At 37.5% G+C, this 24,302-nt stretch carries 36 protein-coding genes and 7 tRNA genes (1 of these 43 running past the window's edge); 36 read left to right on the top strand and 7 right to left on the bottom strand.

The window, feature by feature from the left end:
- The 12 genes from MKY78_RS05200 to MKY78_RS05145 all read left to right on the top strand — a co-directional run.
- Positions 1-65: transfer RNA gene (locus tag MKY78_RS05200), tRNA-Tyr, on the top strand; it begins 19 nt to the left of the window's first position.
- Between the two features lie 31 nt (positions 66-96).
- Positions 97-170 (top strand) — tRNA-Trp (locus MKY78_RS05195).
- Positions 171-181: 11 nt separating this feature from the next.
- Positions 182-254: transfer RNA gene (locus tag MKY78_RS05190), tRNA-His, on the top strand.
- Between the two features lie 7 nt (positions 255-261).
- A tRNA-Gln gene (locus tag MKY78_RS05185) sits at positions 262-336 on the top strand.
- Between the two features lie 2 nt (positions 337-338).
- Positions 339-413, top strand: a tRNA-Gly gene (locus tag MKY78_RS05180).
- A gap of 8 nt (positions 414-421) precedes the next feature.
- Positions 422-495 (top strand) — tRNA-Cys (locus MKY78_RS05175).
- Between the two features lie 231 nt (positions 496-726).
- Positions 727-1,095: a DUF3231 family protein gene (locus MKY78_RS05170; RefSeq protein WP_339216749.1), complete on the top strand. Its 369-nt coding sequence runs from the start codon at positions 727-729 to the stop codon at positions 1,093-1,095.
- The gene (locus MKY78_RS05165; protein ID WP_339216747.1) at positions 1,043-1,732 is read left to right on the top strand and encodes a DUF3231 family protein; all 690 of its coding nucleotides are present in this window, start codon (positions 1,043-1,045) and stop codon (positions 1,730-1,732) included. The genes MKY78_RS05170 and MKY78_RS05165 overlap by 53 nt, the downstream gene beginning before the upstream one ends.
- A gap of 9 nt (positions 1,733-1,741) precedes the next feature.
- Positions 1,742-2,221, top strand: a complete 480-nt coding sequence (locus MKY78_RS05160; protein ID WP_339216745.1) for a hypothetical protein — start codon at positions 1,742-1,744, stop codon at positions 2,219-2,221.
- Positions 2,222-2,314: 93 nt separating this feature from the next.
- Positions 2,315-2,396 (top strand) — tRNA-Leu (locus tag MKY78_RS05155).
- A 130-nt stretch (positions 2,397-2,526) separates the two neighbouring features.
- A complete protein-coding gene (locus tag MKY78_RS05150; protein ID WP_339216744.1) occupies positions 2,527-3,492 on the top strand; it encodes a tyrosine-type recombinase/integrase in 966 nt (321 codons plus the stop codon).
- Positions 3,493-3,720: 228 nt separating this feature from the next.
- Positions 3,721-4,455, top strand: coding sequence for a helix-turn-helix domain-containing protein (locus tag MKY78_RS05145; RefSeq protein ID WP_339216742.1), 735 nt, complete (start codon positions 3,721-3,723; stop codon positions 4,453-4,455).
- A gap of 975 nt (positions 4,456-5,430) precedes the next feature.
- Here the strand turns inward: MKY78_RS05145 and MKY78_RS05140 are convergent.
- Positions 5,431-5,976, bottom strand: a complete 546-nt coding sequence (locus MKY78_RS05140; RefSeq protein WP_339216740.1) for a tyrosine-type recombinase/integrase — start codon at positions 5,974-5,976, stop codon at positions 5,431-5,433.
- Between the two features lie 70 nt (positions 5,977-6,046).
- Positions 6,047-6,277, bottom strand: coding sequence for a helix-turn-helix transcriptional regulator (locus MKY78_RS05135; protein ID WP_339216738.1), 231 nt, complete (start codon positions 6,275-6,277; stop codon positions 6,047-6,049).
- Between the two features lie 159 nt (positions 6,278-6,436).
- Between MKY78_RS05135 and MKY78_RS05130 the strand changes: the two genes are divergently transcribed.
- The 19 genes from MKY78_RS05130 (at position 6,437) to MKY78_RS05040 (ending at position 15,828) form a co-directional block, all read left to right on the top strand.
- Positions 6,437-6,583 carry a hypothetical protein gene (locus MKY78_RS05130; RefSeq protein ID WP_339216737.1) on the top strand — a complete coding sequence of 49 codons (147 nt, stop codon included), beginning with the start codon at positions 6,437-6,439 and terminating at the stop codon, positions 6,581-6,583.
- A 15-nt stretch (positions 6,584-6,598) separates the two neighbouring features.
- On the top strand, positions 6,599-6,775 hold the full coding sequence (locus MKY78_RS05125) for a hypothetical protein (RefSeq protein WP_339216735.1): 177 nt from the start codon (positions 6,599-6,601) through the stop codon (positions 6,773-6,775).
- A 16-nt stretch (positions 6,776-6,791) separates the two neighbouring features.
- The gene (locus tag MKY78_RS05120) at positions 6,792-7,085 is read left to right on the top strand and encodes a hypothetical protein (RefSeq protein ID WP_339216733.1); all 294 of its coding nucleotides are present in this window, start codon (positions 6,792-6,794) and stop codon (positions 7,083-7,085) included.
- The gene (locus tag MKY78_RS05115) at positions 7,072-7,377 is read left to right on the top strand and encodes a hypothetical protein (RefSeq protein WP_339216731.1); all 306 of its coding nucleotides are present in this window, start codon (positions 7,072-7,074) and stop codon (positions 7,375-7,377) included. The genes MKY78_RS05120 and MKY78_RS05115 overlap by 14 nt, the downstream gene beginning before the upstream one ends.
- Complete coding sequence (locus tag MKY78_RS05110) at positions 7,374-7,685, top strand: hypothetical protein (RefSeq protein ID WP_339216729.1); 312 nt, start codon at positions 7,374-7,376, stop codon at positions 7,683-7,685. The genes MKY78_RS05115 and MKY78_RS05110 overlap by 4 nt, the downstream gene beginning before the upstream one ends.
- 902 nt (positions 7,686-8,587) lie before the next feature.
- Complete coding sequence (locus tag MKY78_RS05105; RefSeq protein WP_339216727.1) at positions 8,588-8,767, top strand: hypothetical protein; 180 nt, start codon at positions 8,588-8,590, stop codon at positions 8,765-8,767.
- 161 nt (positions 8,768-8,928) lie between these two features.
- Positions 8,929-10,206, top strand: coding sequence for a hypothetical protein (locus tag MKY78_RS05100; protein WP_339216725.1), 1,278 nt, complete (start codon positions 8,929-8,931; stop codon positions 10,204-10,206).
- Between the two features lie 102 nt (positions 10,207-10,308).
- Complete coding sequence (locus tag MKY78_RS05095; protein WP_339216723.1) at positions 10,309-10,815, top strand: hypothetical protein; 507 nt, start codon at positions 10,309-10,311, stop codon at positions 10,813-10,815.
- A gap of 164 nt (positions 10,816-10,979) precedes the next feature.
- On the top strand, positions 10,980-11,147 hold the full coding sequence (locus MKY78_RS05090; protein WP_339217836.1) for a helix-turn-helix transcriptional regulator: 168 nt from the start codon (positions 10,980-10,982) through the stop codon (positions 11,145-11,147).
- Between the two features lie 27 nt (positions 11,148-11,174).
- Positions 11,175-11,537: a hypothetical protein gene (locus tag MKY78_RS05085; protein ID WP_339216721.1), complete on the top strand. Its 363-nt coding sequence runs from the start codon at positions 11,175-11,177 to the stop codon at positions 11,535-11,537.
- A complete protein-coding gene (locus MKY78_RS05080; protein WP_339216719.1) occupies positions 11,534-12,016 on the top strand; it encodes a hypothetical protein in 483 nt (160 codons plus the stop codon). Before MKY78_RS05085 ends, MKY78_RS05080 begins: the two co-directional genes overlap by 4 nt.
- Positions 12,017-12,028: 12 nt before the next feature.
- Positions 12,029-12,673, top strand: coding sequence for a hypothetical protein (locus MKY78_RS05075; protein ID WP_339216717.1), 645 nt, complete (start codon positions 12,029-12,031; stop codon positions 12,671-12,673).
- Positions 12,674-12,722: 49 nt separating this feature from the next.
- A complete protein-coding gene (locus MKY78_RS05070) occupies positions 12,723-12,935 on the top strand; it encodes a hypothetical protein (protein ID WP_339216715.1) in 213 nt (70 codons plus the stop codon).
- Between the two features lie 145 nt (positions 12,936-13,080).
- Positions 13,081-13,206, top strand: a complete 126-nt coding sequence (locus MKY78_RS05065; RefSeq protein ID WP_339216714.1) for a hypothetical protein — start codon at positions 13,081-13,083, stop codon at positions 13,204-13,206.
- The gene (locus tag MKY78_RS05060) at positions 13,207-13,887 is read left to right on the top strand and encodes a hypothetical protein (RefSeq protein ID WP_339216712.1); all 681 of its coding nucleotides are present in this window, start codon (positions 13,207-13,209) and stop codon (positions 13,885-13,887) included. It begins immediately after the preceding gene.
- A gap of 15 nt (positions 13,888-13,902) precedes the next feature.
- Positions 13,903-14,286 carry a phBC6A51 family helix-turn-helix protein gene (locus MKY78_RS05055; protein ID WP_339216710.1) on the top strand — a complete coding sequence of 128 codons (384 nt, stop codon included), beginning with the start codon at positions 13,903-13,905 and terminating at the stop codon, positions 14,284-14,286.
- 1 nt (position 14,287) lies between these two features.
- Positions 14,288-15,022, top strand: a complete 735-nt coding sequence (locus tag MKY78_RS05050) for a hypothetical protein (protein WP_339216708.1) — start codon at positions 14,288-14,290, stop codon at positions 15,020-15,022.
- The gene (locus tag MKY78_RS05045; protein WP_339216706.1) at positions 15,022-15,609 is read left to right on the top strand and encodes a hypothetical protein; all 588 of its coding nucleotides are present in this window, start codon (positions 15,022-15,024) and stop codon (positions 15,607-15,609) included. Before MKY78_RS05050 ends, MKY78_RS05045 begins: the two co-directional genes overlap by 1 nt.
- Positions 15,610-15,627: 18 nt before the next feature.
- Positions 15,628-15,828 (top strand): hypothetical protein, encoded by a 201-nt coding sequence (locus tag MKY78_RS05040; RefSeq protein ID WP_339216704.1) that lies wholly within the window; start codon positions 15,628-15,630, stop codon positions 15,826-15,828.
- A 30-nt stretch (positions 15,829-15,858) separates the two neighbouring features.
- On the opposite strand, the gene MKY78_RS05035 is transcribed toward MKY78_RS05040, so the two are convergent.
- Entirely contained in the window at positions 15,859-16,065 is a 207-nt protein-coding gene (locus MKY78_RS05035) for a helix-turn-helix transcriptional regulator (RefSeq protein ID WP_339216703.1), read from the bottom strand.
- A 320-nt stretch (positions 16,066-16,385) separates the two neighbouring features.
- Here MKY78_RS05035 and MKY78_RS05030 point away from each other — a divergent pair, with 320 nt between their 5' ends.
- The 3 genes from MKY78_RS05030 to MKY78_RS05020 are packed head-to-tail and all read left to right on the top strand — an operon-like array spanning position 16,386 to position 18,394.
- Positions 16,386-16,562 (top strand): hypothetical protein, encoded by a 177-nt coding sequence (locus MKY78_RS05030; RefSeq protein ID WP_339216701.1) that lies wholly within the window; start codon positions 16,386-16,388, stop codon positions 16,560-16,562.
- A gap of 10 nt (positions 16,563-16,572) precedes the next feature.
- On the top strand, positions 16,573-17,766 hold the full coding sequence (locus tag MKY78_RS05025; protein ID WP_339216699.1) for an FtsK/SpoIIIE domain-containing protein: 1,194 nt from the start codon (positions 16,573-16,575) through the stop codon (positions 17,764-17,766).
- On the top strand, positions 17,753-18,394 hold the full coding sequence (locus MKY78_RS05020) for a hypothetical protein (RefSeq protein WP_339216697.1): 642 nt from the start codon (positions 17,753-17,755) through the stop codon (positions 18,392-18,394). The genes MKY78_RS05025 and MKY78_RS05020 overlap by 14 nt, the downstream gene beginning before the upstream one ends.
- A gap of 305 nt (positions 18,395-18,699) precedes the next feature.
- On the opposite strand, the gene MKY78_RS05015 is transcribed toward MKY78_RS05020, so the two are convergent.
- Positions 18,700-18,882: a tyrosine-type recombinase/integrase gene (locus tag MKY78_RS05015; RefSeq protein ID WP_339216695.1), complete on the bottom strand. Its 183-nt coding sequence runs from the start codon at positions 18,880-18,882 to the stop codon at positions 18,700-18,702.
- Positions 18,875-19,807 carry a tyrosine-type recombinase/integrase gene (locus tag MKY78_RS05010; protein WP_339216693.1) on the bottom strand — a complete coding sequence of 311 codons (933 nt, stop codon included), beginning with the start codon at positions 19,805-19,807 and terminating at the stop codon, positions 18,875-18,877. Before MKY78_RS05010 ends, MKY78_RS05015 begins: the two co-directional genes overlap by 8 nt.
- Positions 19,808-19,945: 138 nt before the next feature.
- Here MKY78_RS05010 and mobP2 point away from each other — a divergent pair, with 138 nt between their 5' ends.
- Together mobP2 and MKY78_RS05000 are read left to right on the top strand one after the other, a co-directional pair.
- On the top strand, positions 19,946-21,100 hold the full coding sequence (gene mobP2 / locus MKY78_RS05005; protein WP_339217834.1) for a MobP2 family relaxase: 1,155 nt from the start codon (positions 19,946-19,948) through the stop codon (positions 21,098-21,100).
- 70 nt (positions 21,101-21,170) lie between these two features.
- Positions 21,171-21,707 (top strand): restriction endonuclease, encoded by a 537-nt coding sequence (locus MKY78_RS05000; protein WP_339216691.1) that lies wholly within the window; start codon positions 21,171-21,173, stop codon positions 21,705-21,707.
- Between the two features lie 154 nt (positions 21,708-21,861).
- Here MKY78_RS05000 and MKY78_RS04995 read toward each other — a convergent pair whose 3' ends face one another.
- The gene (locus MKY78_RS04995; protein WP_339216689.1) at positions 21,862-22,698 is read right to left on the bottom strand and encodes a hypothetical protein; all 837 of its coding nucleotides are present in this window, start codon (positions 22,696-22,698) and stop codon (positions 21,862-21,864) included.
- Positions 22,699-23,273: 575 nt separating this feature from the next.
- Positions 23,274-24,284: a tetratricopeptide repeat protein gene (locus tag MKY78_RS04990; RefSeq protein ID WP_339216687.1), complete on the bottom strand. Its 1,011-nt coding sequence runs from the start codon at positions 24,282-24,284 to the stop codon at positions 23,274-23,276.
- Positions 24,285-24,302 lie beyond the last annotated feature (18 nt).

Genomic DNA, 24,302 nt, shown 5'->3' with positions numbered 1-24,302 from the left:
TAAACGCGGCGGACTGTAAATCCGCTCCTTCGGGTTCGGCAGTTCGAATCTGCCCCCCTCCACCATTTATAAAAAAATAGTAATATTTTTAATAGTAGGGGTATAGTTTAATGGTAAAACGAAGGTCTCCAAAACCTTTGATGTGGGTTCGATTCCTACTACCCCTGCCATTTTTATTATGGCGGCCGTGGCGAAGTGGTTAACGCACCGGATTGTGGCTCCGGCACTCGTGGGTTCGATTCCCACCGGTCGCCCTTTTATTGGGCTATAGCCAAGCGGTAAGGCAACGGGTTTTGGTCCCGTGATTCCTAGGTTCGAATCCTAGTAGCCCAGCCACTGCGGAAGTAGTTCAGTGGTAGAACACCACCTTGCCAAGGTGGGGGTCGCGGGTTCGAATCCCGTCTTCCGCTCCAGAATTTATGGCGGTATAGCCAAGTGGTAAGGCAGAGGTCTGCAAAACCTTTATCACCGGTTCAAATCCGGTTACCGCCTCCAATTTTACTATTCCATATAAATAGTAGGTATTAGATGGCCTACAAATACATTAAACTCTTTTGTTTTAGTTGCAATCTATATTGCAGTTAAAACAAAAGAGTTTTTTTTATTGTTATTAAATTCAATTAATGTTCTCGAAAAGGAAAATTATAGTATTGTAATCCCTGTATAATATTTACAGTTAGGGAAAACTAATAGCGGACTCAAATAATTTTGGAGGTAGGAGGATAAATGGACACAAACCACAATGCACGTTTAACTTCAACAGAGATTACACAACTTTGGACTAATTATATGGATGATAGTATGGCAATTTGTATATTTAGATATTTTTTTTATATTGTTGAAGATAACGAGGTGAAAGAACTTGTCAAGTATGCACTTGATCTAGCTGAATCACATATTCCAAAGCTAAATAGTTTTTTTGAGGGAGAAAATTATCCAGTACCAATTGGCTTTAATGTTAACGAGGATGTAGATGTTAATGCCCCAAGACTATATTCGGATAGTTACATACTTACCTATATTCGAGATGTCCCAGATTGGCATGAACAACTATTCGGTGGCTATTGCATGTTCTGCAAGAGAGGATATTTATGATTATTTTTCTCATAATTTTACTGAGGCAAACATGCTTCATAAAAAGGCATTAAAACTAATGCTATCCAAGGGGCTTAATGTACGCCCACCATATTTATCACCACCAAAAAAGGCGGGGTATATAAAGAAACAACGCTTTTTAACTGGCTGGTTTGGTGAAAGAAGACCACTAAATGGCATGGAAATCTCGAACTTATTTTCAAATATTCTCCGTAATGCCTTGGGGATTGCAACGTTAATTGGTTTTGCGCAAGTCGCTAATTCTAAGGAAGTAAGGCAGTATATGGAAAGAGGGAAGGAAATAACAGCAAAACATGCTGAAGTGTTAGGTTCTGTTATGCGTGAAAATGATCTTCCTGTTCCAATGACATTGGAAACCGAAGTTACAGATTGTACCACTTTTGTTTTCTCTGACAAATTAATTATGTATCATACAACAACATTAAATGCGGCTGTATTAGGATTTTACGGGTTTAGTTTAGCTGCGAGTCATCGACGTGATTTAGGGCACCAATATACACGATTAAGTACAGAGATAGCGGCGTATTGTGAGGATGGGGCAAATATTATGATAAATAATGGTTGGTTGGAGGAACCGCCTATGGCATCAGATCGACAACAATTAGCAGATGGGTAGTGTGTTTAAATGGCAAGGGATAAAAAAATGGAGGTTTTGTTTTGGAGTATTGCGTTACCTGGGTTTGGACATTACTTAAATGGAAAGCTTTTTAAAGGGACAGTTCTAATTATATTAGAATTCTTCGTCAACGTTCAATCCGGATTGAATTACGCTATACTTCCAAGTTTTCATGGAGAGATTCATGAAGCTATTTCTGCTACCAATTTTCAGTGGCTGATGTTTTATCCATGTATCTATTTGTTTGCCATCTGGGATGCTTATCGAGATGCGGGTGGTGGAAAAGAACCATACTCATTTATTCCATTTGTTTTTTCAGCTTATATAGGAACTATTGGGGTAGTCTATTCCCCGACATTTAATATAAATGGAGTATATTTCGGCGTGATTTGGTTGCCCATTATTTTTCTAATTCTTGGATTTCTTATAGGAAAGGTTATTCGATTCATTATATTGAAACGGGTAAATAGGAAAGAGAAAGTAAGCTAATGTAATGTGGTTAAACAATTTTTGGTTGACTTCTATTGCCATTCCGTGCTATATTAATATTTGTCAGTCAAGACATTCGTCAATTATTAATATGCCGGTGTGGCGGAATTGGCAGACGCGCACGACTCAAAATCGTGTTCCTTCGGGAGTGTCGGTTCGACCCCGACCACCGGTATCTGAAAACGTTGATATATATAGCGGTATCTACTAGCGTAGGTATCGCTATTTTTATTTACATATAGCGAAAAATGGTCGTACACCCTCACGCCTCTTTCCGAAATTAATCGGAAGGGGGCTTTTTTGCGTTGGCGAGAAGGAGAAACGAGTTAATAGGCGATGAATTAGACGTAGTTCAGAAGTCGTTAAAAAGCGAAGTTATGTCGTTTGATGGCGCTATGGAGATATTTCTTAAAGACGCCAAGAGGAAAGGGTTACGCGAATTTACATTACGGTACTATGTGCGTGAATGTAACGATTTTCGTAAATATTTAGCGCGTGAGGAACATTCGTTAATTATTAATGAGGTCGTGCGCCGTCATATCGATGAATTTATCGAGGATATGCAGGAGCGACGTTGCTTGCGAACGGTAACGATCAATACGAAGTTACGGGCAATCCGTACACTATTCAATTTTCTTTACGAGCGAAAATATATAGACGAAAATCCGATGCACAAGTACCCGTTACTTAAAGAACGAAAGGCGAATATTGAAACGCTTAGTCTAAAACAATTGCGCCAATTATTAAATGCGCCTAATATGCGAACTTTCACAGGACAGCGGGATTATACTTTTATGTTACTAATCCTCGAAACTGGAATCAGATTAAATGAAGCTGCCGGAATATTAGTTGATGATGTAAAACTAGCAGAAGGACAAATTTTTATCAGAAATACAAAGAATCATTTTCATCGTTATGTTCCTATTCAAGAAAAAATGAAAGAGCAGTTAAGGAGATATTTAAAATTGCGAGGAACGTGTGAAACGGACCATCTTTTTGTAACTATCGATGAAACAGCTATGACACGAAGTCAGTTACAGAAGGTCACAGCAAAATACGGAAAGATAGCAAATATTAAAGGCGTTCGTTGCTCAACTCACACGTTAAGACATACATTCGCCAAATTATCTGTTATGAATGGGGCCGGAGTATTTGAGTTACAAAAGATACTAGGACACTCTTCAATGGAAATGGTTCGTGTCTATGTAAACCTATTTAGTAGTGAAGTATCTGAGAAACATCGTCAGTTTTCACCGTTAAACAATTTATAAAACAAAAAAAAAGCGCAATGCACGGATAAACCGATACATCACACCTATCGCTAGGTATTATTTTATCGGAAAAAAGGACGTTTTGCAAGGCTTATTTGCCATGCGTTCGAAATCGAACATACATTCCCATTATAGATATGTACATTTCTGGACTAAAGAACTTATTTATATCTATGGGAGTATGTAAAACCGTGTATTTGCGCCTCAAATAAGGAGGAGAGCGCAAAAATGCACTATTTATCGGATTATCAGACGTTTGATAGCGTCCAAGAGCTAAATTATCACGTTAAGCAGCATACAAACGTACATAAATACGAAATGAACGATACACAGCGCAATATTTTACAATTTATCGCACAATACAGCGTTAAATTTGCCGGAGCAAGCCATTTAAAAATGGAAACTATCGCTAATGGAATCGGAAAGTCGCGGAGAACAATAGAGCGCGCTATACGTGTCCTTATCGAGTTAGGTATCATCGAGAAAATATCGACAACTCGCCGAATTACAGGCGGTAAAGGTGCGAATATTTATCGTATTTTACCGTTTAATGACGTATCGGAAATGTCGCATTGCTCCAATCGTGAAAACGTAAGCGAGCGTAAGGTTGTCCGACCGAAAACGAAAAAGGAAACCGACAATTTATTAAGCGATTATACATACATATTAGATACGGCACAGGCGACTAAGAACGCAATACCTGCGCCAATCTATTCCGCACTATCTCCGTTCTTTAACGGTGCTGATATTCGCAGATTAACCGGAATTATACTACGTGCAAAACGTAAGGATCAGCGTGTAGAGTCGTATCCCGACGAACTAAATACACTGATATTAGACGTTATAAGGCGATTTAAAGGCGGTCAAATATCGAATATAGACGGATACCTCTATACGAGTGTAAAACGCCTGTTTAAGCGTCTATATTGGGCGGAATTACATGCGGAAGTGTATGGAATTTGACGAAAAATATGCGACATGTCGACATGTCATTTCAAGCGGATAAGTTCATACGTATTTTTGATGAGGTTGGAAATTTGTGTACGTACACACATTTGGGATTACGTGCACTCTACGAAATAGCCACACTACCGCCCGAACAACGAGACCAACCGCACACAGACGCATTTACCGCATGTATTATCGATTGTATACGCCGATACAAACTCGGTTATATCGACAGCTTAGAATCCTACATATTCGCAAGTGTACGTAAACTAAGCAGACGTCTATATCTCGAGGAGGTGAAACCATGCGTCTAAAATACTGGCTGCAATGTAAATTATTCCGCAAACATCGATACTCATTTTATGACGATCGTTGCATCGTTTGTCGCCGAAAAAGTAACGGATAATTATGCCGGCCGGAAATGCGGGATTTTACGGAGTTTGACCGATTATGACTAGGTGCTAATACTTGGTATAACGGGATTTATGGCGATTATTTTCGATGGTTATTACGCCGGTATTTTCGAGGAATTATGATGCCGATAATTTCCGCATGGAGTGTGAATTACCAGGCACGAGGCGTTTGCGCGTGACCCCTCCGACATTTTGACGGAACTATAGGCGGACATATTCGGACACAATTTCGTTTATGCACGATTTTATGCATCGCCTATCTACTGGCAGGAAATGGTAAACGTTGATATGGCGGACTTTATCCGAATGTATATCGGAGAATTTCGTGGAGTGTACGATAAATGTGCGCTAATGTAGGCGTGACAATGGATGAGCGCGTTGGTGAACGTAACATAACGTGATTTTGTTACATTCGGTATTCATCGAAATGTATAAAAATAAGGGCGGATAGGCGCTAAAATAGGGGCGTACTAGGGGGCGCGGGGAGGGTAACTTGGTACAGCCACCTCCTGGCGGTTCTCAAATCCGCATATCAAAATTTCACTTTGACATTTCCATAAAAAAAAGAACATCGACTTTAAATGTCAATGCTCTCGTATGCTTCGGCGATTTCATCCGCGGTAACTCCGATATATTTTAATGTCTCACGCTCCGAACTATGCGCCAATATAGCCATGATACGCGTGATATTTACGCCATTCTCGTATAGTCTATATCCGAATGTTTTGCGGAGAGTGTGCGTCCCAATGTTCCCGATCTTTTCCGTAAGTCCTGCGCGTTCTACGGCTCCGTTAAGTATTCGGTATGCCTGGATGCGAGTAATTGGTTTATTTTCGCCTTTTCTTGATTTAAATATGTAATCATCGTCTTTCCCCTCTAATATGGTTAATTCCCGTTTTACAGAGGAGCTAAACGTTATGGTACGTTTCTTTTTGCGTTTAGCCTCCGTTAGTACTAGCGAATCCTTTCCGCGTAAATCTCCTACCTTTAGCGTTAGTAAATCGCTTATACGCAATCCGAACGCCGTCCCTAATGTTAATAGTAGCCGGTCGCGTCCGTGTAATGCGTTTTTAATCTTGTTAAAGTCGCGCTTTGATTTAATTGGATATACTTCGTTTCCCATGAATGTATCACTCCATTTATTTTTGTTACATTCATTGTATTACGAAAAAGCGTAACAAGTCAATGTTATTTTAATTACTTTTTTCTATTGTCTCCTTGATTACTAATAATTTCGTAATATCTGTTATTTCAAGGGCTTCAGCTATCTTAATTAAATGCTCTTTATTAATGGATCTTCGTTGATTATTTATTAGCTCGCTAATAGCCGCCTTTCTTATGTTTGTCATTTCTGCTAACTGATTCTGACTTATGTTCCTTCTTTTTAATTCTTCTTTTAATACCACATCGATTGTTAGTTTCATAATATCTACCTCCTGTTTTTATATCTATATTACCACAAATCTAAAAAATATTTCCGTAAAATCGTAATTTTTCTCTTGACGTTACGAAAAAGCGGAATTATAATAAGGTTAATCGTTACGAAAAAACGTAACGGAATAAGTGAAAGGAGGTCATTATCGGTGATTAAACTACGTAACTTGTCATCGGCTATTGATAGTTACTTTATCGGAGAGCCGGGCGAAGTTGGTGCAAGTGATCGCGTTTGGTTTTACTCGGCAAGCGCAGCTCTACCGTTATCAGTAATTATATTCTTAATCGTAATCTAATCGGAGGTGAGCGATATGCAAGCGGCAAATACTGGCAAGCGTATCGAGGTAACAATGGACTTTGTTGAGGCGTCCATACTAACCGAGGTAATGCGGGCATATGTCCGGCAGAATCCTGACGCTATCGACGCCGATATTGTTCGCGAAATGAGTAACACGTTAAGCAATCCGCAAGTGAAAATACGCAAGTAAAAAGGAGGGAATCACGATGAGTGGAGTAGTTTGGTTCGATGGTGAGGATTACATTAAGCAAGTTATCGAAACCTATGACGCACTAAAGACGGACTCACGAAGAAACAGCCCGGAGGATAGCGCAGAATACGAACAGTGGGCGCTTGAATCGTATAACGCGGAGGTCGAGGTGATCGAGTCGTATCTTTATCAGCACCTACATCCGGCGCAACTACCACCGATATTTGACCGCATTATAAAGGAATACGATTACGACGTCGAGGAAATTGAAAATATGCGGAAGGAGTTGGAGAAATATGTCGCTGACTAAAAATGGCCGAAAGCTACAGGCGCTATTACAAGACGCTAGAAATATCGCAGTAAAGGAACGTGCAAGGCTTCGCCAAGATGTACGCAAGGCAGACCTAGCGGTTAGTGACATCTACCACGATATTGAGTATAGCCGCAATATCAGCTTTTTTAACAGCGGTCGCACCGTTAAAAGCCTGCAAGCTGCGCTAAAACATCGCCGTAAGATGAAGGACGAGCTATCGAACATTGAAGCGCTTATGGGCGCATTAGACCGGAACATACTTATCGAAAATGAGGAGGATTCACAATGATAAATGTAATGGAGAAAACTACTGATTATAAGGCGATAGCTGATCGCTACATACAGCTTATGAATGATGAACGTAACAACTTACCGGAAGGACACCCGCAACTAGAGGAATTATATCGAGAGCAATACGAGAATTGGGACGATATATTGAAGGCGTACTACTACGCTCACGTTCCGCCAGGAGTATTGCCGGAGTGGATGGAGAACGCAATCTTTACTATGGATTTGACCGTCGAAGAGTGGGACGAGGTTATCCGTTTCGTAATGGAGCAGGCAATAATACAAAACCCTATCGACGGCAATCGATAGAGCTTAAGGAAAACATTATTATGCGATTAATTATACGAAATATTCGACGCAAGGTCAACGCAATCGATGCGTTTTATATAGCGGCATTTACTGGATCGTTACTCTACTTGCTATTCGAAATGATAAACGCGTAATCGCGGCAACGGTTACGTAGTTTACACGACGCTGCCACGTCGGTAAATAATACCGAAAGCTCGCTCAGCTTAAAGCCTGCGAAAGGGACAATGTGGGGTTTATTAAATATAAATTGGACGGATAGCGTCACCTTTTCGGAGGTGGCGCCTTAATCTAAGTAACATTTAGTCCGGTAAAAACTACCGGAAGAATAATCTGTATCAGTGATTAAAAATGAGCTGTACCTATGTAAAAATATTCCAATTATGGTAATTAGGCATACTGTAAAAAATTTACAGTACTATCGAAAAGCAAAAAACTTATGGTACTTTGTAATCATTTTTAGCGATAATTATTATTGATATTCACAAATTGTTCACAAACAGTAGGACTTTTGTCATTTTTTCTCCTAAAATATGGAATTTCCAATTTGCTATTAGTGAGGGGGTATTTTTTGAAATTCAAAAAGGGGGTGGAATGTTCATTTTTGGGTTTAATCTAAAATCAAAACTCAATAAATGCATTTTAAGGGGTCTGTGAGCGCGTTTAAGGGGATTTTAGGGTCGTAGTAGCTTAGGTGGGTAAAAGTCCATCAGAAGTACCTCTACGTGCTTATTTTAGTGTTGCAATAAAATACTATAACAGTTCTCTCTTTTTTCTTGTTTTTTAGTAGTACAGATTTCAGCACTATTATTCTATTTTATTATAAGCGAAGGGAGTTGAAAAGTAAAGCATTAATTAGTGTTTCCTAGAAATTAATAAAATATAACAATTGAGGAGTGGAAAGTTTGGAAAAGTTTAAATGTATTTTAAGTTTACGAGTAGCAAACGACCTAGTAGCAAAGGGGTATCAATTAGTTCATATCGAACCGTCTCATAAGAGACCTGGAATGTTGGTGTTTGTTTTCCGAAACAACCAGGACTTAGAAAAGGAATTAACTAATTACCGTTCTAGCACAACTTTATAAAGAGGAGGGGTTAAATGGAGCAGCCAAATAAGCAACTTATTAAAAAGATTAATGAGTTGTACATTCAAACGAGATATAAGTATCTAGTCCAGTTTAAAGATGGAAAATATGTCACTCTTACGCACAACAACAAAAATAAGGTGACAAAACTAAACGATAGTATGTTACGAACGCATCTAAAAGGTGATATCACATACGGAATTTTCTCGGGAGGGCATTTTAATAAGTTTATAACTTTCGATGTCGATTGCAAGGAGAATCCAACCGCGCGATGGGCAACGTTAAAACTTGTTAATGTTATCGTAGAAGATTTCGGAATAAAACGTTCTGATATACACGTTAGTTTTAGCGGGAGTAAAGGGTATCACATTGATATCTTTTTCGATAAGCCGATCCTTGTTACGGACTTAATGTCGTTCTATAAGAGCGTAATTGCTACTGTTGGCGAAATCCCAGACGGTCAGATTGAATTTAGGGCGACTAGTACACAAGGAGTTAAGCTACCTCTAGGCGTTCATCAAAAGACCGGTAATCGTTGTTGGTTTGTCGATAATCAAACATTGGAACCTATCGAAAATTACGACTACCTACTCGAAGTCGAGCCGATTTCCGCCGAGATAATTACCGAAAATGACTTCGGACTAACAGACGAGCAAGTTTCCGAGTTTGAAAGAGTCGCGGCTAGTACGGATATTACCGTTAACGCGGTTGATTTATCGCAAGCATTGCAAAACGCTGCGCAAATAATCGAAACGGGCAGATTGATACAAAGTGGAACGAGGCATAAGACTACGTTTACACTTGCTTGTTTCGGTAATACGCAGGGGTGGGACGAGGCTGAAACGGTATCTGTCATTATGGATATTCTACTAGCCACACCTCGCGAATATTTTTCGGAAGGGAGTACACCGGATTATTGGCAAAAAGAGGCTGAACGACTTGTATCCTATGTCTTTGAAAAGGATATATCAATTACCAGCTCGGACAAGCCTCTAGTAATCTATAAATCTGAAATTCTAGCGGTGCTAAGTTGCGGTACCTTCCGCCAAAAACAGTTAGCCTACGCCATGCTAATTACAAGTAAACGGTATGGCGACATATTCTATTTGACGATCGGTACGGCGATGAAAATGATTGGTACAACGAGTCGAACGACTGTAACTAGCGCAGTGAAAAAGCTTATAGAGGTCGGATTTATTAAGTATCATCGAAAAGCTGAAGTCGATAGAGCGCGTAGTTTGGAAATCGGGCAAGTTCGATATAAGCCTAACAAATACCGTCTAGCTATCGAAAAGCCTACAGAAGGAGAAAACTCGGTCGAAGTAAACGCAGACCACGACATTATTGAGGTGGCTTTAATGCTTTGCGATATTAGCGAAATTAGAAAACACGTTAAACGACGCGAATTTGATAACCGTTGGAAGCCGCGTGTCAGCTAAACCCTTGCCTAACGGCTATCTCTTTTATCCATTCCCATATAAATAAGTTCTTTAGTCCAGAAATGTACACTTCCAATTAAACTGCTAAAGGAGTCAATATAAATGATAAATTATAAAGACCCAGGAACCGGGGCAATAGAATTCACTAAGAGGTATACAGAAGGATGCACTAGCGACGAAGCACTATCTGTCATCCAAAAACTATTAAGAGGGGAATTACACGACTCGACCGATAAACGCGTTAAACGATGCAACTACTGCGGTTACTACTGGCGAGACGATAGTTTACGCAACACTAGGCGAACTTGTAGCGAAGAATGTAAGCGAGGTATTAAAACGTTACAAAGACGCCAACAGAGGGCAGATAAGGAGCTATTAAATCCGAAGCCACGGAAACACAAGTTAATGGACGATTATTATTATTGGTACGAATATCCTTTTTGGGTTAATGAGTATTCCATGATAAAGGTCGGAGAACGATTTGAAGTACCATGGAGTTCTGAAAAAATGTCAATTATCGAGGCGAAACAGAGCATCTATGGAAAAGGAAATAGGAAGATACCTGCGAGGGTGATAGATTATCACGGGGACAAGCAAAACAAGTTTTAAGTGGCGACAAAAATATAGGTATAGAGGGATAGATAACTTAGCGCTGGTTATTTATCTCGTAGGTCGGCATGCCAAAACGTCGATAGCTTCGACGAAAAATTATTTTTACCCTATTGGTAATATTTTTCAATAATTATAAATAAGGAGGAGGAAATTTGCATATCATGGACGGAAAAAAACTCAGAGAGGTACGTTTTACTCTTGGACTAACGCAAAAAGAATTTGCCGATCGTATAGGTCTCCAACAGTCTTATATCTCACTAATGGAAACGGGCGCAAAACTAGTAAGTGATAAAACGGAATTTAAGGTTAAGAGATTACTTAACCAATAAAACGACTAAATTATAGGGGGATTTAGAATGGAAGAATGGTTAACTAAAAGAGCAGAATTAGAAAGGGAATTGCTTAAAGCTAAGCAGACGGTAATAGAATACGAAGGGGCATCATCACCTCACACTCGTACGGTAACCGATTCGGACTATCGCCAAGCTAAACGCGATGTAATCACGTTATACACTGAAATCCAAAACGGCGACCATGAGGCGAGCAGACCTGCGGACAAGTTTGCGGGACTTAGCGCGGACGAGTTGCGGAAGTTACGCGAAGAAAAAGCCGAGGCATATAGAGGCGGAGCCGGTAGCACTAGGGATGCGGCGGAAATCTTACGCATTGATACGTTACTACAAGCTATGGAAACCGAGGAAGGAGCGGAAACGGTGTGAGATATACGTTATACCTATCTGTCGCAACCGATGACAAGCGCTCGGTATATTCTTACACGTTAACGAATTTCGAAAAAGAAATCGCTAGTGGAACTTTTGTCACGAAAGGTAAACGCAGATTTGACGAAGTGTACTGCGGTCACGTGGCAGTACAACGCGCTTTACGTAGAGCAGCGAAAGTTGAGGGCGTTATCCAACTTACAATTGTACTCGACCATGAGTTAGTTAATACGATCGGATTTGAGTTAGGTAACGTTAATCCATCTCTTTATCCGACGTTGTGCCGTACATCACAGCGGATAATGAAGCGCTTTGCAAAGTGTGACCTCGCCGCAATGGAATTAGAGGATAATATGGAACCGTTTGAGGCGGCAACTTGTGACGAGGCATTAGATTCTTTAGAGTATTATCGCACGGTTAAAGGGCGTTGGCAATTACTAAAAGATACGATTCTAGGTAGTAAAAATATAATAAGATAGGAGATTGATAGAATGGAAATGTCAAAACAGTTAGAGCAGTTAGTAGCGGACTACAAAAAAGAAGATAAGGCAGCCGTGGAGCGCAGCCAAAAAACGGCGGAACAAGTGGCGGAATATACCGAGAAGTTAGCGGAAGCAAGAGCAAAACTCAAAAGGGCGATTGACGCGTCCCTCGAAAACTTAACGGAGGAGAACGCACAAGCCGAGCATGAATTGCGCAAGGAAGTGACGGAACTTGAATTAAAGCTAAAAGGTGCGGAAGATAGAAAAGCGAGGGCCTTTAGTTTTAATGGATCACGAAAACAGGCGTTATCCAAACAAGCGGTGGAATTAGCTAAAAAAGAGGCGCAAGAGTATTATCATAACAACCAACCTAAAGCGGCACAAAAGGTAGCCGATGCAAAAGCTGCTTATCTTGGTGCGTTGGCAGACTACTATAAGCTAGGCGAGGAAGCTAAGAATCTGCAAAAGTCCGTAGCTGACCAGGTCGGCTTTAACATGCAAAATTTAGACTTTATACACACATCCGCATTACATCCGTTTTACTTTGGTGGAAGCAAGCAACTGTATGGGGTAACGGAGCGTGAGGTCTTATCCGCAATTAACAACGGGATTATCCGTAAAAACTCTGTAGAAGACGGAAACGAAAGAGAATAAACAAAGTAAGGCGCCTTAACTGGCGTCTTTTTAATTGGAGAGGGACTAAATGTCAAACGAGATATGGAAACAGGAAAAAGGTTGGTTAGCAGGGTACACGGAAGATCGTGACCTTATACGTAGGATTAAGCGGTATAAGAAGGACTGGGCGATACAAGCCGATTATTTTAAACACGGAAAGTTGAAAGCCGTACAATTTCGTATTCCGATAATCCAACGCCGTTCCGCAGAGCGTATGTTTGGCGTGAAAGCATCGGAGTAAAAAATCGTTAAAATAACGCGATTTAAGGCGCTTTATTTCGTTTAGGTACAAATACTAGCGGAACTAAAAACATACGCCTTAAATCGCCTAAATTATTACTGGATTTGTTAAATACACCTATTTTTGAAAGGAGTTGGTCGGAGGAATGGATAGGACAGTTAAAAAGAGAAAAAGAAAGCCTGGAAGAAATTTCCGGGCAACCTATTCGATTGAATTGTTAGTAAGTAACGATACAAAAGAGCGCTTATTTAAAATCAAAGGAGCGGATTAAATGTATTGTATCTACAAAGAAAATCAACATTGGGGAGCTCACGCTACAAACGTTCGTCTTATGAAGGAAGATAAGGACGGTAATACCTCGGAGTTTCTTGACGATGAAGTCACGTTGTATCTGGACGAACCAAGTAAATATTACACGTTAAAATGCGGGGATTCGATTATATCGCGAGGGTACTACGAGAACATTTTTAAAACGTTATCAGAATCGAACAAATGCGATTTTAAAGATCCGGATACCGTTGTTATTAACGGTCTATCAATGCCATACGAAGATTACGACAAGCGATATAACTCACCGCTAAGAAAATTCAAGTTAACGTCAGTTAGATTAGATGATTGTATAGGCGTTGGCATAATGGAGTATGCAGGTCGATATACTTACGCAATACATTCGTTATATTTTCCGGAGAAATTATCGCACAAGGATACCTTTGCGGAGATTATGAAATATCTGGAAAGCGTATTGCCGAAAGATGGTTATTATTTGCTTAGGCTAAATGATATACAACGTAAGTACGAATGGAGCGCGCCGTATTACGGTAGGTACACATTTCGGAGCGATAAGGATAAAAACAACGCATTTCAAGATGTTAAAAAGCTCGCTCAAGACGCAATTGATCGAAAAGGCTCGATAAGTGAAGAGTTTACCGATGGTATTAAAACACATGATTAAAAGGAGAGGGATTGAATGGCAAAATTAAGCGAAAAACAAATAGCTGCAATCGAATACCTTGCGTTACCTAAACTCGGTGGTAAAACATACGAACAAATCGCTGAGGAGGTAGGGGTATCCGATAGGACACTCCGGAACTGGCGGAACGACGACACGTTTGTGGCCGAGTTGAATAAAAAGATAGTCCGTAACACACAAGAACGATTGCCCGAAGTGTTTGCGGCTGCTATCGATGGAGTAATTAAAGAAAAAAATGCGGCGATGTTTAGGACTATAATACAAGCCCACGGACTATTGACGGAAAAACACGAAGTATCATCTACGTCAAATAGCGGTACGTCATCGGACATTGACGAGATGAAGGCGGAGTTAGCCGAGTTCAGGAAAAGAGGTAATTAATATGGCGTTCTTTTTATACTCTAAGGCAACTGCAGGGGGAGGAGCAATCGTTAAATCTACGCAAGGCGGTGGCGGGACGACTCGCTCTACGTCTAGTGGCGGTGGTAGTACGCAGACAAGCTCTAGCGGAGGTGGGACTTCACGAAGTACGCAAAGTGGCGGAGGTAGCGCCCAAACATCGAGTGCTGGCGGAGACCATAGGCACTTAATGTTTGTCGATCAAGGGCAAGGCGGTAGTTCTCCTACGAGAATGTATACTGGATTTGGTAGTTCAGTTTTTTATAATATCATGGCTTCTGGTAGTGGGAATATTTATACTGCTGGGTCAAGCGGTAATCATAGCCACAACGTAACAATTCCCGCACATTCGCACGAATTTAGTACACCGAACCATACGCATAATGTATCAATACCGAGTCATACGCATGATGTTACTATACCGAGTCATACGCACGAGTTCAGTCTGCCCGACCATACGCACGAGGTGAAGCACGAGATTAATGAGGTAGGCACCTTGCCTAGTGCCGTAGAGATAAGGGTAGATGGTAACTTAGTCCCGTACTCAAATTTACAAGCAGACCGTTTAAATTTAATTCCCTACTTAGCAAAGGATTCTGATGGGAAAGTATCAAGAGGTCGTCATGAGGTAACAATTAGACCTAATGATTTGGCTAGGATTGAAGCTGATGTCATGCTACGTGTATTCATACAGAGTCACTTAGGAGGAGTCTACTGATGACGCTACTTGCGGCGTTTGCAACCGACCAATTTACGGTATTTGTGGGGGATAAGAGGCGAACTAATGTAGAAGATTACAACGAGTATTATGACGATATGCGAAAGGTTTTTAAAATTAACGATCGTGTAATCGTAGGGTTTAGCGGCGATTTTGAAGTTACATTGGACTGTTTGAGATATATAGTACAATTACCGATACTAGACTTTGATGTGACAAGGGTTGCGCATGAACTTAAAATCTATTTAGCTGAAAAACAGAAAATGGATAATGAGCTTCAACAGACAGTAATTTTGAGCGGGATAGATAGCTCGGAAAACGTAGCTATAATAACCATGAATCACGATAATAGCTTTGAATTATCGGAAGTTATTCCGGACGAAGGTCACTTCAATTGGCAGTTAGCATTAGCAGACATTAATCCTCATGAATTTATATCGGAATCAATAAACACGATAATTGAATCGGATAGCGAATTAGACTTGAATAGGGTTATAGAGTTGGCAAAAGATACAGTAAGTTACGTTAGCAAAGATGACAGGTTTGTTAGTGACAACTTTGATATTGAGTATTTAGTTAAATTTTAATTAGGAGGTATGTCATAAATGATAAAGTTACATGTGACAACGCATAGCGGGGATGACGACATTATCGAAGTAGACGTGTATGACGCAAAGGGATTAGAAGAAAAACGGAATAACAACGAGATAGAGAGTATCACTATTGGGAATATTAGCTACTCAAGGATTGATCTTAAAACCGTAAAACCTATTAAGGAAGAACTCGCTGAATTGGAAGATAATTAAAGAGTATAAAGGGGAGTGTAAGGCTCCCTTTCACTCTTTTTCGTTATCTAAGGCATAGTATAGCTCGTCTACTTTACAATTAAACTTTTTAGCCAGTACCCATAAAGTCTTTACGCCTGGAAACGATTTACTATTCGCCCATTTCGATACAGTTTCTCGACTAACCCCTAATTCCTCCGCAAGCCTTTCGTTTGTGTACCCACTTCGTACGATCCATTCTTTTATTCTACTTTTCAATTCCATTTTTAATCACCTATGTACTTATTCGACAACTATTCCATAAAACCTTTTGAATTATTACTTCACATTTTTGTATTTAAAATTCACATAGACACGCATTATTTACAAAATAACTAATAAAGTAATAACGTAAGCAATTACTTAAATAACTACTTCGGCAAATCTATAAAAGTAATCGTTCTACTAAACAATGGAATAAAGCGATTGTAACTTTTGTTTAAAGTAAAGCGATAGCTGAGCGGGCAAGAGGGGGAGCAGCGAGGGGGATTAATAAAATTCAGAATTAATAAAATTCAGAATATTTAAGGAGGGTAAAAATGGGCGCACTAGCATCATGGGGATTACTAACAATGAGCGCAGTAGGACTATTGTCGTTAGCAATGGCAAGATTTGAAAGTGAGATTTTATCGGTAATAGGTTATCTGATTATGATAGCTCTTATTGCCGGTGGTTTGTGGTATGTAACCAATACAATTTCTATTACTTTCTTTTAGGAGGGACATCATGATTATAGAGATGGCTTGGGCGACATTTATAGGTTCCATTGTCTATGGTTCGGCACCTTACGTATATGAAGGTATGCGGAAATCCGCTCAAAAGTCTAAATTAAGAAAGGCGTTTCTAAACGGGGAGCTATATCTCAAACGGAAGGACGAAAAAGTAAAAATTAAGCCGAATATCCTTAAAACAAGGATAACCGACGATAAAATGACGTTTGTATTCTCGATACCTAAAGGCGTTAATCCCGATAGGTTTATCGAAAAAAGCTACGTGTTAAAACAATACTTTAACGACTATATCGACCTAAAAGTCGAAAGTAAACGCGGTATATTGAACGTATATCCGAAAGGACTTCCGAAAGAATTTACGTATAAATTCGAGGATATCGACACAACTAAGCATAAACTTCCGATAGTTTGCGGAATGAATCTCGCCGGTAAAATGTTTACTTACGATATGGTAACACATCCTCACTTACTAATCGCGGGAGAAACTGGCAGCGGTAAGTCTAGTATCGTGCGTAGTATTTTAACAACGGTTATTAAGTCTCGCAGTCCGAAACAAGTACGACTTATTTTAGCGGATATGAAAAGGTCGGAGTTTTTTACCTTTAAGAATCTTGAACACGTAGAGGGCGTTTACCATTCGGCGGAGGAACTGCGACCGGTACTAGCGAAAGTTAAGCGAGAGATGATTAAACGCGGTAATCTACTCGATGAACACGAGGTAACGTCTATCGACGAGATAGACAAGAAACCGCCGTATCTTATCGTGTGTATTGACGAGGTTGTTCTACTGAAAAAAGAGACGGATATTATGGACGTATTAGAAGAAATATCAAGTATAGGGCGGTCATTGGGTGTATTTCTCATTTTATCCATGCAACGCCCCGATAGTAATTTACTAGACGGTAAGCTAAAGGTAAATTTAACCGTTCGTATGGGATTCAAAACGGCTGACGCAATCAATTCGAAAATTATCGGTACACCAGGAGCGGAAAAGTTAGAAACGCCTGGACGGATGATATTACGAATAAATTCCGATTACCAACAAATACAGGCGCCTTGGTTAGCTGCGGATAAAGCTCGGAAACTACTATCGCCGTATAAACAGTCTACGAGTAATGTCGTTCCGCTACGCAAAGAAACCGATACTAAAGAGGATATATGGGGAGTGCTAACCGATGATGAAACGTGACCTATCGATAATAAAGGACTTAGAGAGGTTCCGCGTCATGAGTCGGAATGATGTAGCCGATATACATTTCGCTAACCTAAAAAATCCGATCACTAACGCCAATATCGTACTAAAACGATTAGCACGCGACGGACAAATCGAGGTAGGCACCGACTTCCGACCTTACGTATATTTTCCGCATGGTTCGAAAATGAAAAGAACGAGTACCAAAATACCGCATTACCTCGAACTAGTTAACGTCTATAAACAGTTAAAGAAGTACGCTGAACCTCGTATATTTACGGTTGAAGTTCGATATGCGAAAGGTTTATGCGAACCCGACATATTTACGATATTTAAAGGGACTCCGTTCTATATCGAGCTACAACGGAATACCTACTCGCAAGCCGTGATGGATAAGAAGATAAAACGGTATGAAGCGCTCTATTATTCCGGTACTATCGACAAGGAGACGTGGCAGCAGTCGCGGAAGGTGTTTCCGTATATCATAATGATTAGCGATACAAGATACGAAATAAACTCCGATGTATTACGAGTATTCCAAGTACCGAGTATTCACGATTTTATGCGGACTATGGCGGGAGATAAACGGGAGCCGCAGAAAGTAATAACGAAAAGGCTTGTCTAATCGGGTGAGCTTCGGTATAATGGCGTATAAAGGAAAGAGTCGTGCGCTAGTTTTTCCGAAATATATCCGTTAAAATGAACGGTACCACCCTACGCGATTAGATTCGAGTCATTTAACGACTCAAAATCGTGTTCCTTCGGGAGTGTCGGTTCGACCCCGACCACCGGTACTTTTATGTCTTTTTAGATGAATTTAAGAAAAAGTGTAATACTCATGAATATTGATATATCAATGTTTGTGAGTATTTTACTTTTATTTAGAAGTCGATAGGAATAGATAGGAATTTATTTTTTTCTACACATTTTCTACACAATCATATCTTCGAATACTTTTAGAGTTTCTTTTTCATCTTCTTCTCTCATTTCATCCAAAATATGTGCATAGGTCTTCCAAGTTGTTTCTAAATCTTTGTGTCCAAGCCGTTCACTAACATAGTTTATCGATACCTTTTTATATAATAATACACTTGCGTGTGTATGTCTATCCATGCATTGTAATTGGTTCTATTTTTAAATCAGTAAGTACATTTCTGAGAAGTTTATTTGCATTAGTATTACTAATAACCTTATATTTTGATGAAGGGCTGTAGAACACCAGTTGATGTATATTAGTAGGTGTCGTTTGAAATAATTCATCAAATGCTTTCATGACCGATTTGTTAACTTTAAAACTTCTAATAGATTCCTCGTTTTTGGTTGGTCCGAATCCTCTTGGTGATCTTGCCATATAGCCCCATGTTTTATCGATGTTTATTTTGTTTGTTTTAAAATTAAAGTCTTTTCGTGTTAACCCCACTAATTCTCCAAAACGCAATCCCGTCGTTAATCCAAGAAGTAATAGATAGTAACCTAGACCTTTATCCAGTCTATTAAATAATTCATTTAATAGCTTTTGGCTTTCCTCAAAATTTAGATGTTTTTCCTTTGGCTTTTTTGAAGGTGTTGAGAATGTTATTTGTATTTTTCTAGTAAAGTCTAAATGAATGACCCCGTCTTCGATTGCATCTTTAACACAGGATCTTATATGTCCATTTGTTTTCTCTACAGTTTCCTTTGCTCTAGTTGCTCCAAATTCATTGATAAATAATTGGTAGTCACGACGCCTAATATCTTGAATAGGTTTTGAATTGAAATGTTCCCTTATAGCATTTAAAGTATATAGATAATGCTTCATAGTAGTATCTGATATATTAGTTTTATATAATTTAACCCATCCCTCGAAATATTCATCAAAGGGAATTGGAGTTAAATTGTTTGCTAATCCCTTTTTTAATCTAGATTCAATTTCAATTGCTTCTGCTTTAGCTTCTGCTTTAGTCCTAAATCCCCCTTTCCTTATTGGAGAATATTTTCCATTTACCATTCTACTTATACTATACTGCCATGTTTTTCCTCTTTTTTCGAAACTTGCCATAAGATCCCTCCATAAATTATTTTGACAACATTATAGCATTGTTCAAAAGTGAAGAAATGTCTCTTCTCCAAACTTTTTAAAAACTAGATATGCTAGTTGAATATCTACTAATGCTGTTTACAAGAGTATGTTAATTATATTGATCGTGAGGAAGCTAAGGTAGAAAGAGTTGTCAAATTAAACCGTGATTCAGATGAGAATGAATTTAGTTTTTTTCAACGCTACATGGAGTATATGGAGGATGATATAAAGCGGGGTTCTCTATTTAGTAATGAAATAAATGAATTAAATGATATACAGAAATCTCAAATCAAAAAGAACTTTACACTAGCTCAAACAAATGGCTCACCAATGTGGCAGGATGTTGTTAGTTTTGATAATAGTTGGCTAGAAGAAGTGGGACTTTATAATTCTAAAACAAAACAGTTAGATGAGGATAAAGTAAAAAACGTTATTAGAGAGTCTGTGAGCACTCTGTTAAAATCTGAAAACATGTTGGACTCAGCAATTTGGACAGCGTCCATTCACTACAATACGGATAATATTCATGTTCATATTGCAATTGTGGAGCCATTTCCTACAAGAGAAAAGAAGAGATTTTTTGATATAGAAAAGCAAGAGTGGATAGAACAATATCGAGCCAAAAGAAAGCAAGGGTCAATAGATAAAATGAAATCAAAAGTTGCAAATTTAATACTTGATAGAAGTCAAGATTACAATAAAATTGATGAATTAATTCGAGGTACTGTACATCAGAAAAAGAGTCAGGAAATAAGCATATTGTCTAATAAAAGAATGGAAAAACTATTTTATCAATCCATATCCTTATTACCAAGCGATATTCGACAATGGAAATATGGTTATCAATCTACTAATCAAGCAAAACCTTATATTGATGAAATAGTGGATATTTATTTAGAAACTTATCATAAAGAGGAAATGGAAAAACTAAATGAACTATTAGATGAACAAGTTTCTATTTCGGAGAGGTTGTTCGGGACGAATAGCAACCATGAAAAGTATAAGGAAACGAAGTTAAGTGATTTACGTAGGAGAATGGGGAATGCGGTTCTAACTGAAATGAGAGAATATGTAAAACAAAGCAGAAGTAGTGTAGGAAAACAAAAAGATACTGATTTTAAAACTTTGAATAGGTTTCAAGTTTGGAATCCAAATCATAGAGTCAGTTTACATTATTATATGATTCGTTTAACAAACAGCTTAAGAAAAACTTACCATGAATATAAAAAAGATCGAAACTTTGAAGAGTATGATCGAATGATGGAAAAATAATTGAAATTTAGTCTCAATTTACAAAAGCGCTTTAAGTAGAAGGCTTTTTTTATATTAAGGAGAGAAATTCATGAATATACTCATAGAAAATAATAAATTGGTTGTAATTTTCTTGTTTGTATTAATTTTGTTAGTTTGGTTAACCCCACTTATTATTAAGTGGATCAAACAAAAAAGACATAGTAGATTAATGATTCGTTCAGGGATAAAAGATATTGATAAAATGAATGGATATGAGTTCGAAGAATACTTAAAGGCATTATTTAAAAAGTTAGGATATCGCCCGAGAGTAACGAAAAAATCTGGTGACTTTGGGGCAGATTTAATATTGGTTGGAAAGAATAAAATCGTAGTTCAAGCAAAAAGATATGGTTATATGCATAAAGTAAGTTTAGATGCAATTCGGGAAGTTTATGCTTCACAAGCTTACTACTCGGCAAATGAAGCATGGGTAATTACTAATTCAGTATTTACTAAGCAAGCTAGAGAATTAGCTAAAGCATGTAATGTAAAGTTGCTAGACCGTCTCGAATTGCAAAAGTTTATTTTGAAGGTGAATCCAGATCAAAGGGCTAGCGAATTTATAACTAGAAGTTTAAAAAAATAATGTTATGATGATATTTCAATAGGAAGACTTTCGAAACCTATTAATTTAAGTGAATTTCACCTAAATTATAATAGGTATCGAATTAAAATTATAGGATAAATTTCACAATATTATTATGATATGATTTACGTGTTAATGAATTCATAGAATTTAATTATTTCTTAGGATTTTTATTAGTAAACTTATATTCTTGTTCTAGGTCCCAAATTATGATGGACTCATTTTTTATTAATATAGTATTTTTACATTTTTGTTTGGAAGGGTGGTCTCCTATTAGAAAATAACCGTTAAAAGTTCTATGTAATAAATAATAATCTTTAACTTCTTCAAGAGGTTCATAATTGTTTAGAACTAGCTTATTAATCCTAATATTAGGAGTTAGTAAATAATTAAAAGATAAGTAAGTAGGTAAAAAGAAAATTATTGAAAGTAATATAATTGCAATTGTTCCATTAACATAAGTATAAATCATCATAGGTTCTTCTAGAGAGTATAGTTGAAAATAAATTAAGCTTATAATAAATATAGAAACATAGGTCATTAGCATAGTTGTAATTAAAAGAAAATAAAACAAAAATCTCTTTTTTAGAAAGTCCATAATCCTTTTAAGAAAGGTTCTTTCTTTTTGATAAACTTTAATTTTATGAAAATCTTTAGGCAACCGCCATAAAAAAATAAGTGATATAGCTAAATAAACAAATAACGTTAAAAAAAGAAAGTTGGGATTTATTTCTAGTAGGAAATCAAATATTACATTATCTGGTGACAATTGTAATAGTATTGGTATAAGTATAAAAAGCGTAATAAATATAAGGGTTCGATAAAAAAATTCGAATTCCTTACTTGTGATTTTCTTTTCCGCAGTATTGGACTGAAAGAAAGTAATAAAGCTTGGTCTAAGAATAAATGTACCCAATATTGTGGCTAAACTAGCTAATGTAACAAATAATATATTTCCATTACTTAAAATATCAGTTAAAGATTTTATCATAATTCCTTCTAACCACTTACTTTTTAGTTACTAAGTTTTTATATTCCCAGTGAATCGTAACTGTTTATTATTTGTTGTCAGGATATGTCCCTCCTTTTCATTATATAGTATCGGCTTAATAATGAATTATGTTACTTCTTAAAGTGAATACTATAATAATAGTTGGAGCAAAAACAAAGTCCGTCAATCCTATTTTGTCTATCAGTTCATTTTAATAAATCAATGTTTGCAAAACACTTATAACCGAATTGTAGTGATGTTGTGACAGTTAAGTAAAATGGAACATTAATTGCTATAATAACTGACACACTTTACGGGAAATTTTTAATCCATTATTGTGATTATGGTCTTTAAAAAAGACATCTGTTTTTTTTCTTTGTTCTGATATTATAATACGGTGAGGGTAAAGACAAAGAGCCTAAATAAACATTATAATTAATAAAATAATGTATATTTAGGCTGTTCTTTGATATTGGAGTTATTAAACTGACGCACTATTAAATGGAATAAGAAGTTTATTTACAAAGGGGAGATGAATGATATAGGAAAAAACTGATTAGCCTTCTTAGAAATGGCTATTGTTTCTGTTTAAGTTTATTTATGACCTCGTTAATATTTATTCCAATCCCCATAACATTTGGCTTCAACTCAAGGATATCAGTAGGTGATCCTTCGACACTCTTTTTTATTTCCTCAACAGATTCAGATATTTTTTCCATTGGTTCAAACAATCTTTGTTCAGCATTCGTTATTAGTGTTTCAAACAGTTTTTTATATTCCTGTAACTTATCATTACTAGAACGTTTTCCGATAATAATTCCTTCAATCCTTGCGATATCAATATTATTGGGAATTAGCCATTTAGCTCTACTTATATATTCTTCGGCTTTATCAAGATTGTCTAATTCAATGTATGTTATGCTAAGGATTTCATATATTGTAGATATCGTATTAATTTGAGATTCCGCATTACGATCAATTATTTTACCTAACCTTACTTTGTGAACCCTTTCCTTAAAATGCTCCCAGTCTATTCCAGACAAAGACAAAAATTCATTAGCTACTTCAATGACTTTCTCGTACTGATTTAATTTTGAATATGCGATTGTTAAACCAAAGTAATTAAACTCATGAAAGCTGTCATTAATATATCCATCCTCATTAATGTCTAATAAATCTAAGGATTGTTTATAGAAATATATACTTCCCTCATAATCCTTCATTGATCGTAATAAATCACCCATATATCTATTTGTTAATGCACTTGTTTCACTTAAAAATAATGATTTCTTGAGATTACTTAATGCCTCCTCTTTATTTCCTATAAAATGGTAGCTTTGCCCTAATAAACGGTATAATTCGGGGCTTTGGTATTTTTCAATGGATTCTGTTAATACTTTTACTGATTTACTGTATTCTCTTAGAAAATGATATGTTTCAGCTAAATAATAATAATCTTCTAAAGTCTCACATTTCATATTTTCAAGAAAGGCTTTTCTTTTGGGAAATATATGATCTTCATTATCAGTAAAGATAAACTTTCCATTATTGTAAATTAGCACATTATCCCAGACATCTAATTTCACTTTAATCCAGTTAGAAAT

This window comes from Ornithinibacillus sp. FSL M8-0202 (assembly GCF_037975285.1).
GTDB lineage: Bacteria > Bacillota > Bacilli > Bacillales > Amphibacillaceae > Ornithinibacillus > Ornithinibacillus massiliensis.
The sequence above is the reverse complement of the archived record's forward strand: the minus strand, read 5'-3'. Positions and strand labels throughout refer to the sequence as shown.

Bases quoted from the DNA above. Each gene is read 5' to 3' on its own strand.
- MKY78_RS05170 (WP_339216749.1), top strand. From the start codon at position 727: ATGGACACAAACCACAATGCACGTTTAACTTCAACAGAGATTACACAA.
- MKY78_RS05165 (WP_339216747.1), top strand. From the start codon at position 1,043: ATGAACAACTATTCGGTGGCTATTGCATGTTCTGCAAGAGAGGATATT.
- MKY78_RS05160 (WP_339216745.1), top strand. From the start codon at position 1,742: ATGGCAAGGGATAAAAAAATGGAGGTTTTGTTTTGGAGTATTGCGTTA.
- MKY78_RS05145 (WP_339216742.1), top strand. From the start codon at position 3,721: ATGCACTATTTATCGGATTATCAGACGTTTGATAGCGTCCAAGAGCTA.
- MKY78_RS05140 (WP_339216740.1), bottom strand. From the start codon at position 5,976: ATGGGAAACGAAGTATATCCAATTAAATCAAAGCGCGACTTTAACAAG.
- MKY78_RS05135 (WP_339216738.1), bottom strand. From the start codon at position 6,277: ATGAAACTAACAATCGATGTGGTATTAAAAGAAGAATTAAAAAGAAGG.
- MKY78_RS05125 (WP_339216735.1), top strand. From the start codon at position 6,599: ATGCAAGCGGCAAATACTGGCAAGCGTATCGAGGTAACAATGGACTTT.
- MKY78_RS05120 (WP_339216733.1), top strand. From the start codon at position 6,792: ATGAGTGGAGTAGTTTGGTTCGATGGTGAGGATTACATTAAGCAAGTT.
- MKY78_RS05115 (WP_339216731.1), top strand. From the start codon at position 7,072: ATGTCGCTGACTAAAAATGGCCGAAAGCTACAGGCGCTATTACAAGAC.
- MKY78_RS05110 (WP_339216729.1), top strand. From the start codon at position 7,374: ATGATAAATGTAATGGAGAAAACTACTGATTATAAGGCGATAGCTGAT.
- MKY78_RS05100 (WP_339216725.1), top strand. From the start codon at position 8,929: ATGTTACGAACGCATCTAAAAGGTGATATCACATACGGAATTTTCTCG.
- MKY78_RS05095 (WP_339216723.1), top strand. From the start codon at position 10,309: ATGATAAATTATAAAGACCCAGGAACCGGGGCAATAGAATTCACTAAG.
- MKY78_RS05090 (WP_339217836.1), top strand. From the start codon at position 10,980: ATGGACGGAAAAAAACTCAGAGAGGTACGTTTTACTCTTGGACTAACG.
- MKY78_RS05085 (WP_339216721.1), top strand. From the start codon at position 11,175: ATGGAAGAATGGTTAACTAAAAGAGCAGAATTAGAAAGGGAATTGCTT.
- MKY78_RS05075 (WP_339216717.1), top strand. From the start codon at position 12,029: ATGGAAATGTCAAAACAGTTAGAGCAGTTAGTAGCGGACTACAAAAAA.
- MKY78_RS05070 (WP_339216715.1), top strand. From the start codon at position 12,723: ATGTCAAACGAGATATGGAAACAGGAAAAAGGTTGGTTAGCAGGGTAC.
- MKY78_RS05065 (WP_339216714.1), top strand. From the start codon at position 13,081: ATGGATAGGACAGTTAAAAAGAGAAAAAGAAAGCCTGGAAGAAATTTC.
- MKY78_RS05060 (WP_339216712.1), top strand. From the start codon at position 13,207: ATGTATTGTATCTACAAAGAAAATCAACATTGGGGAGCTCACGCTACA.
- MKY78_RS05055 (WP_339216710.1), top strand. From the start codon at position 13,903: ATGGCAAAATTAAGCGAAAAACAAATAGCTGCAATCGAATACCTTGCG.
- MKY78_RS05050 (WP_339216708.1), top strand. From the start codon at position 14,288: ATGGCGTTCTTTTTATACTCTAAGGCAACTGCAGGGGGAGGAGCAATC.
- MKY78_RS05045 (WP_339216706.1), top strand. From the start codon at position 15,022: ATGACGCTACTTGCGGCGTTTGCAACCGACCAATTTACGGTATTTGTG.
- MKY78_RS05040 (WP_339216704.1), top strand. From the start codon at position 15,628: ATGATAAAGTTACATGTGACAACGCATAGCGGGGATGACGACATTATC.
- MKY78_RS05030 (WP_339216701.1), top strand. From the start codon at position 16,386: ATGGGCGCACTAGCATCATGGGGATTACTAACAATGAGCGCAGTAGGA.
- MKY78_RS05025 (WP_339216699.1), top strand. From the start codon at position 16,573: ATGATTATAGAGATGGCTTGGGCGACATTTATAGGTTCCATTGTCTAT.
- MKY78_RS05020 (WP_339216697.1), top strand. From the start codon at position 17,753: ATGATGAAACGTGACCTATCGATAATAAAGGACTTAGAGAGGTTCCGC.
- MKY78_RS05015 (WP_339216695.1), bottom strand. From the start codon at position 18,882: ATGGATAGACATACACACGCAAGTGTATTATTATATAAAAAGGTATCG.
- MKY78_RS05010 (WP_339216693.1), bottom strand. From the start codon at position 19,807: ATGGCAAGTTTCGAAAAAAGAGGAAAAACATGGCAGTATAGTATAAGT.
- MKY78_RS05000 (WP_339216691.1), top strand. From the start codon at position 21,171: ATGAATATACTCATAGAAAATAATAAATTGGTTGTAATTTTCTTGTTT.
- MKY78_RS04995 (WP_339216689.1), bottom strand. From the start codon at position 22,698: ATGATAAAATCTTTAACTGATATTTTAAGTAATGGAAATATATTATTT.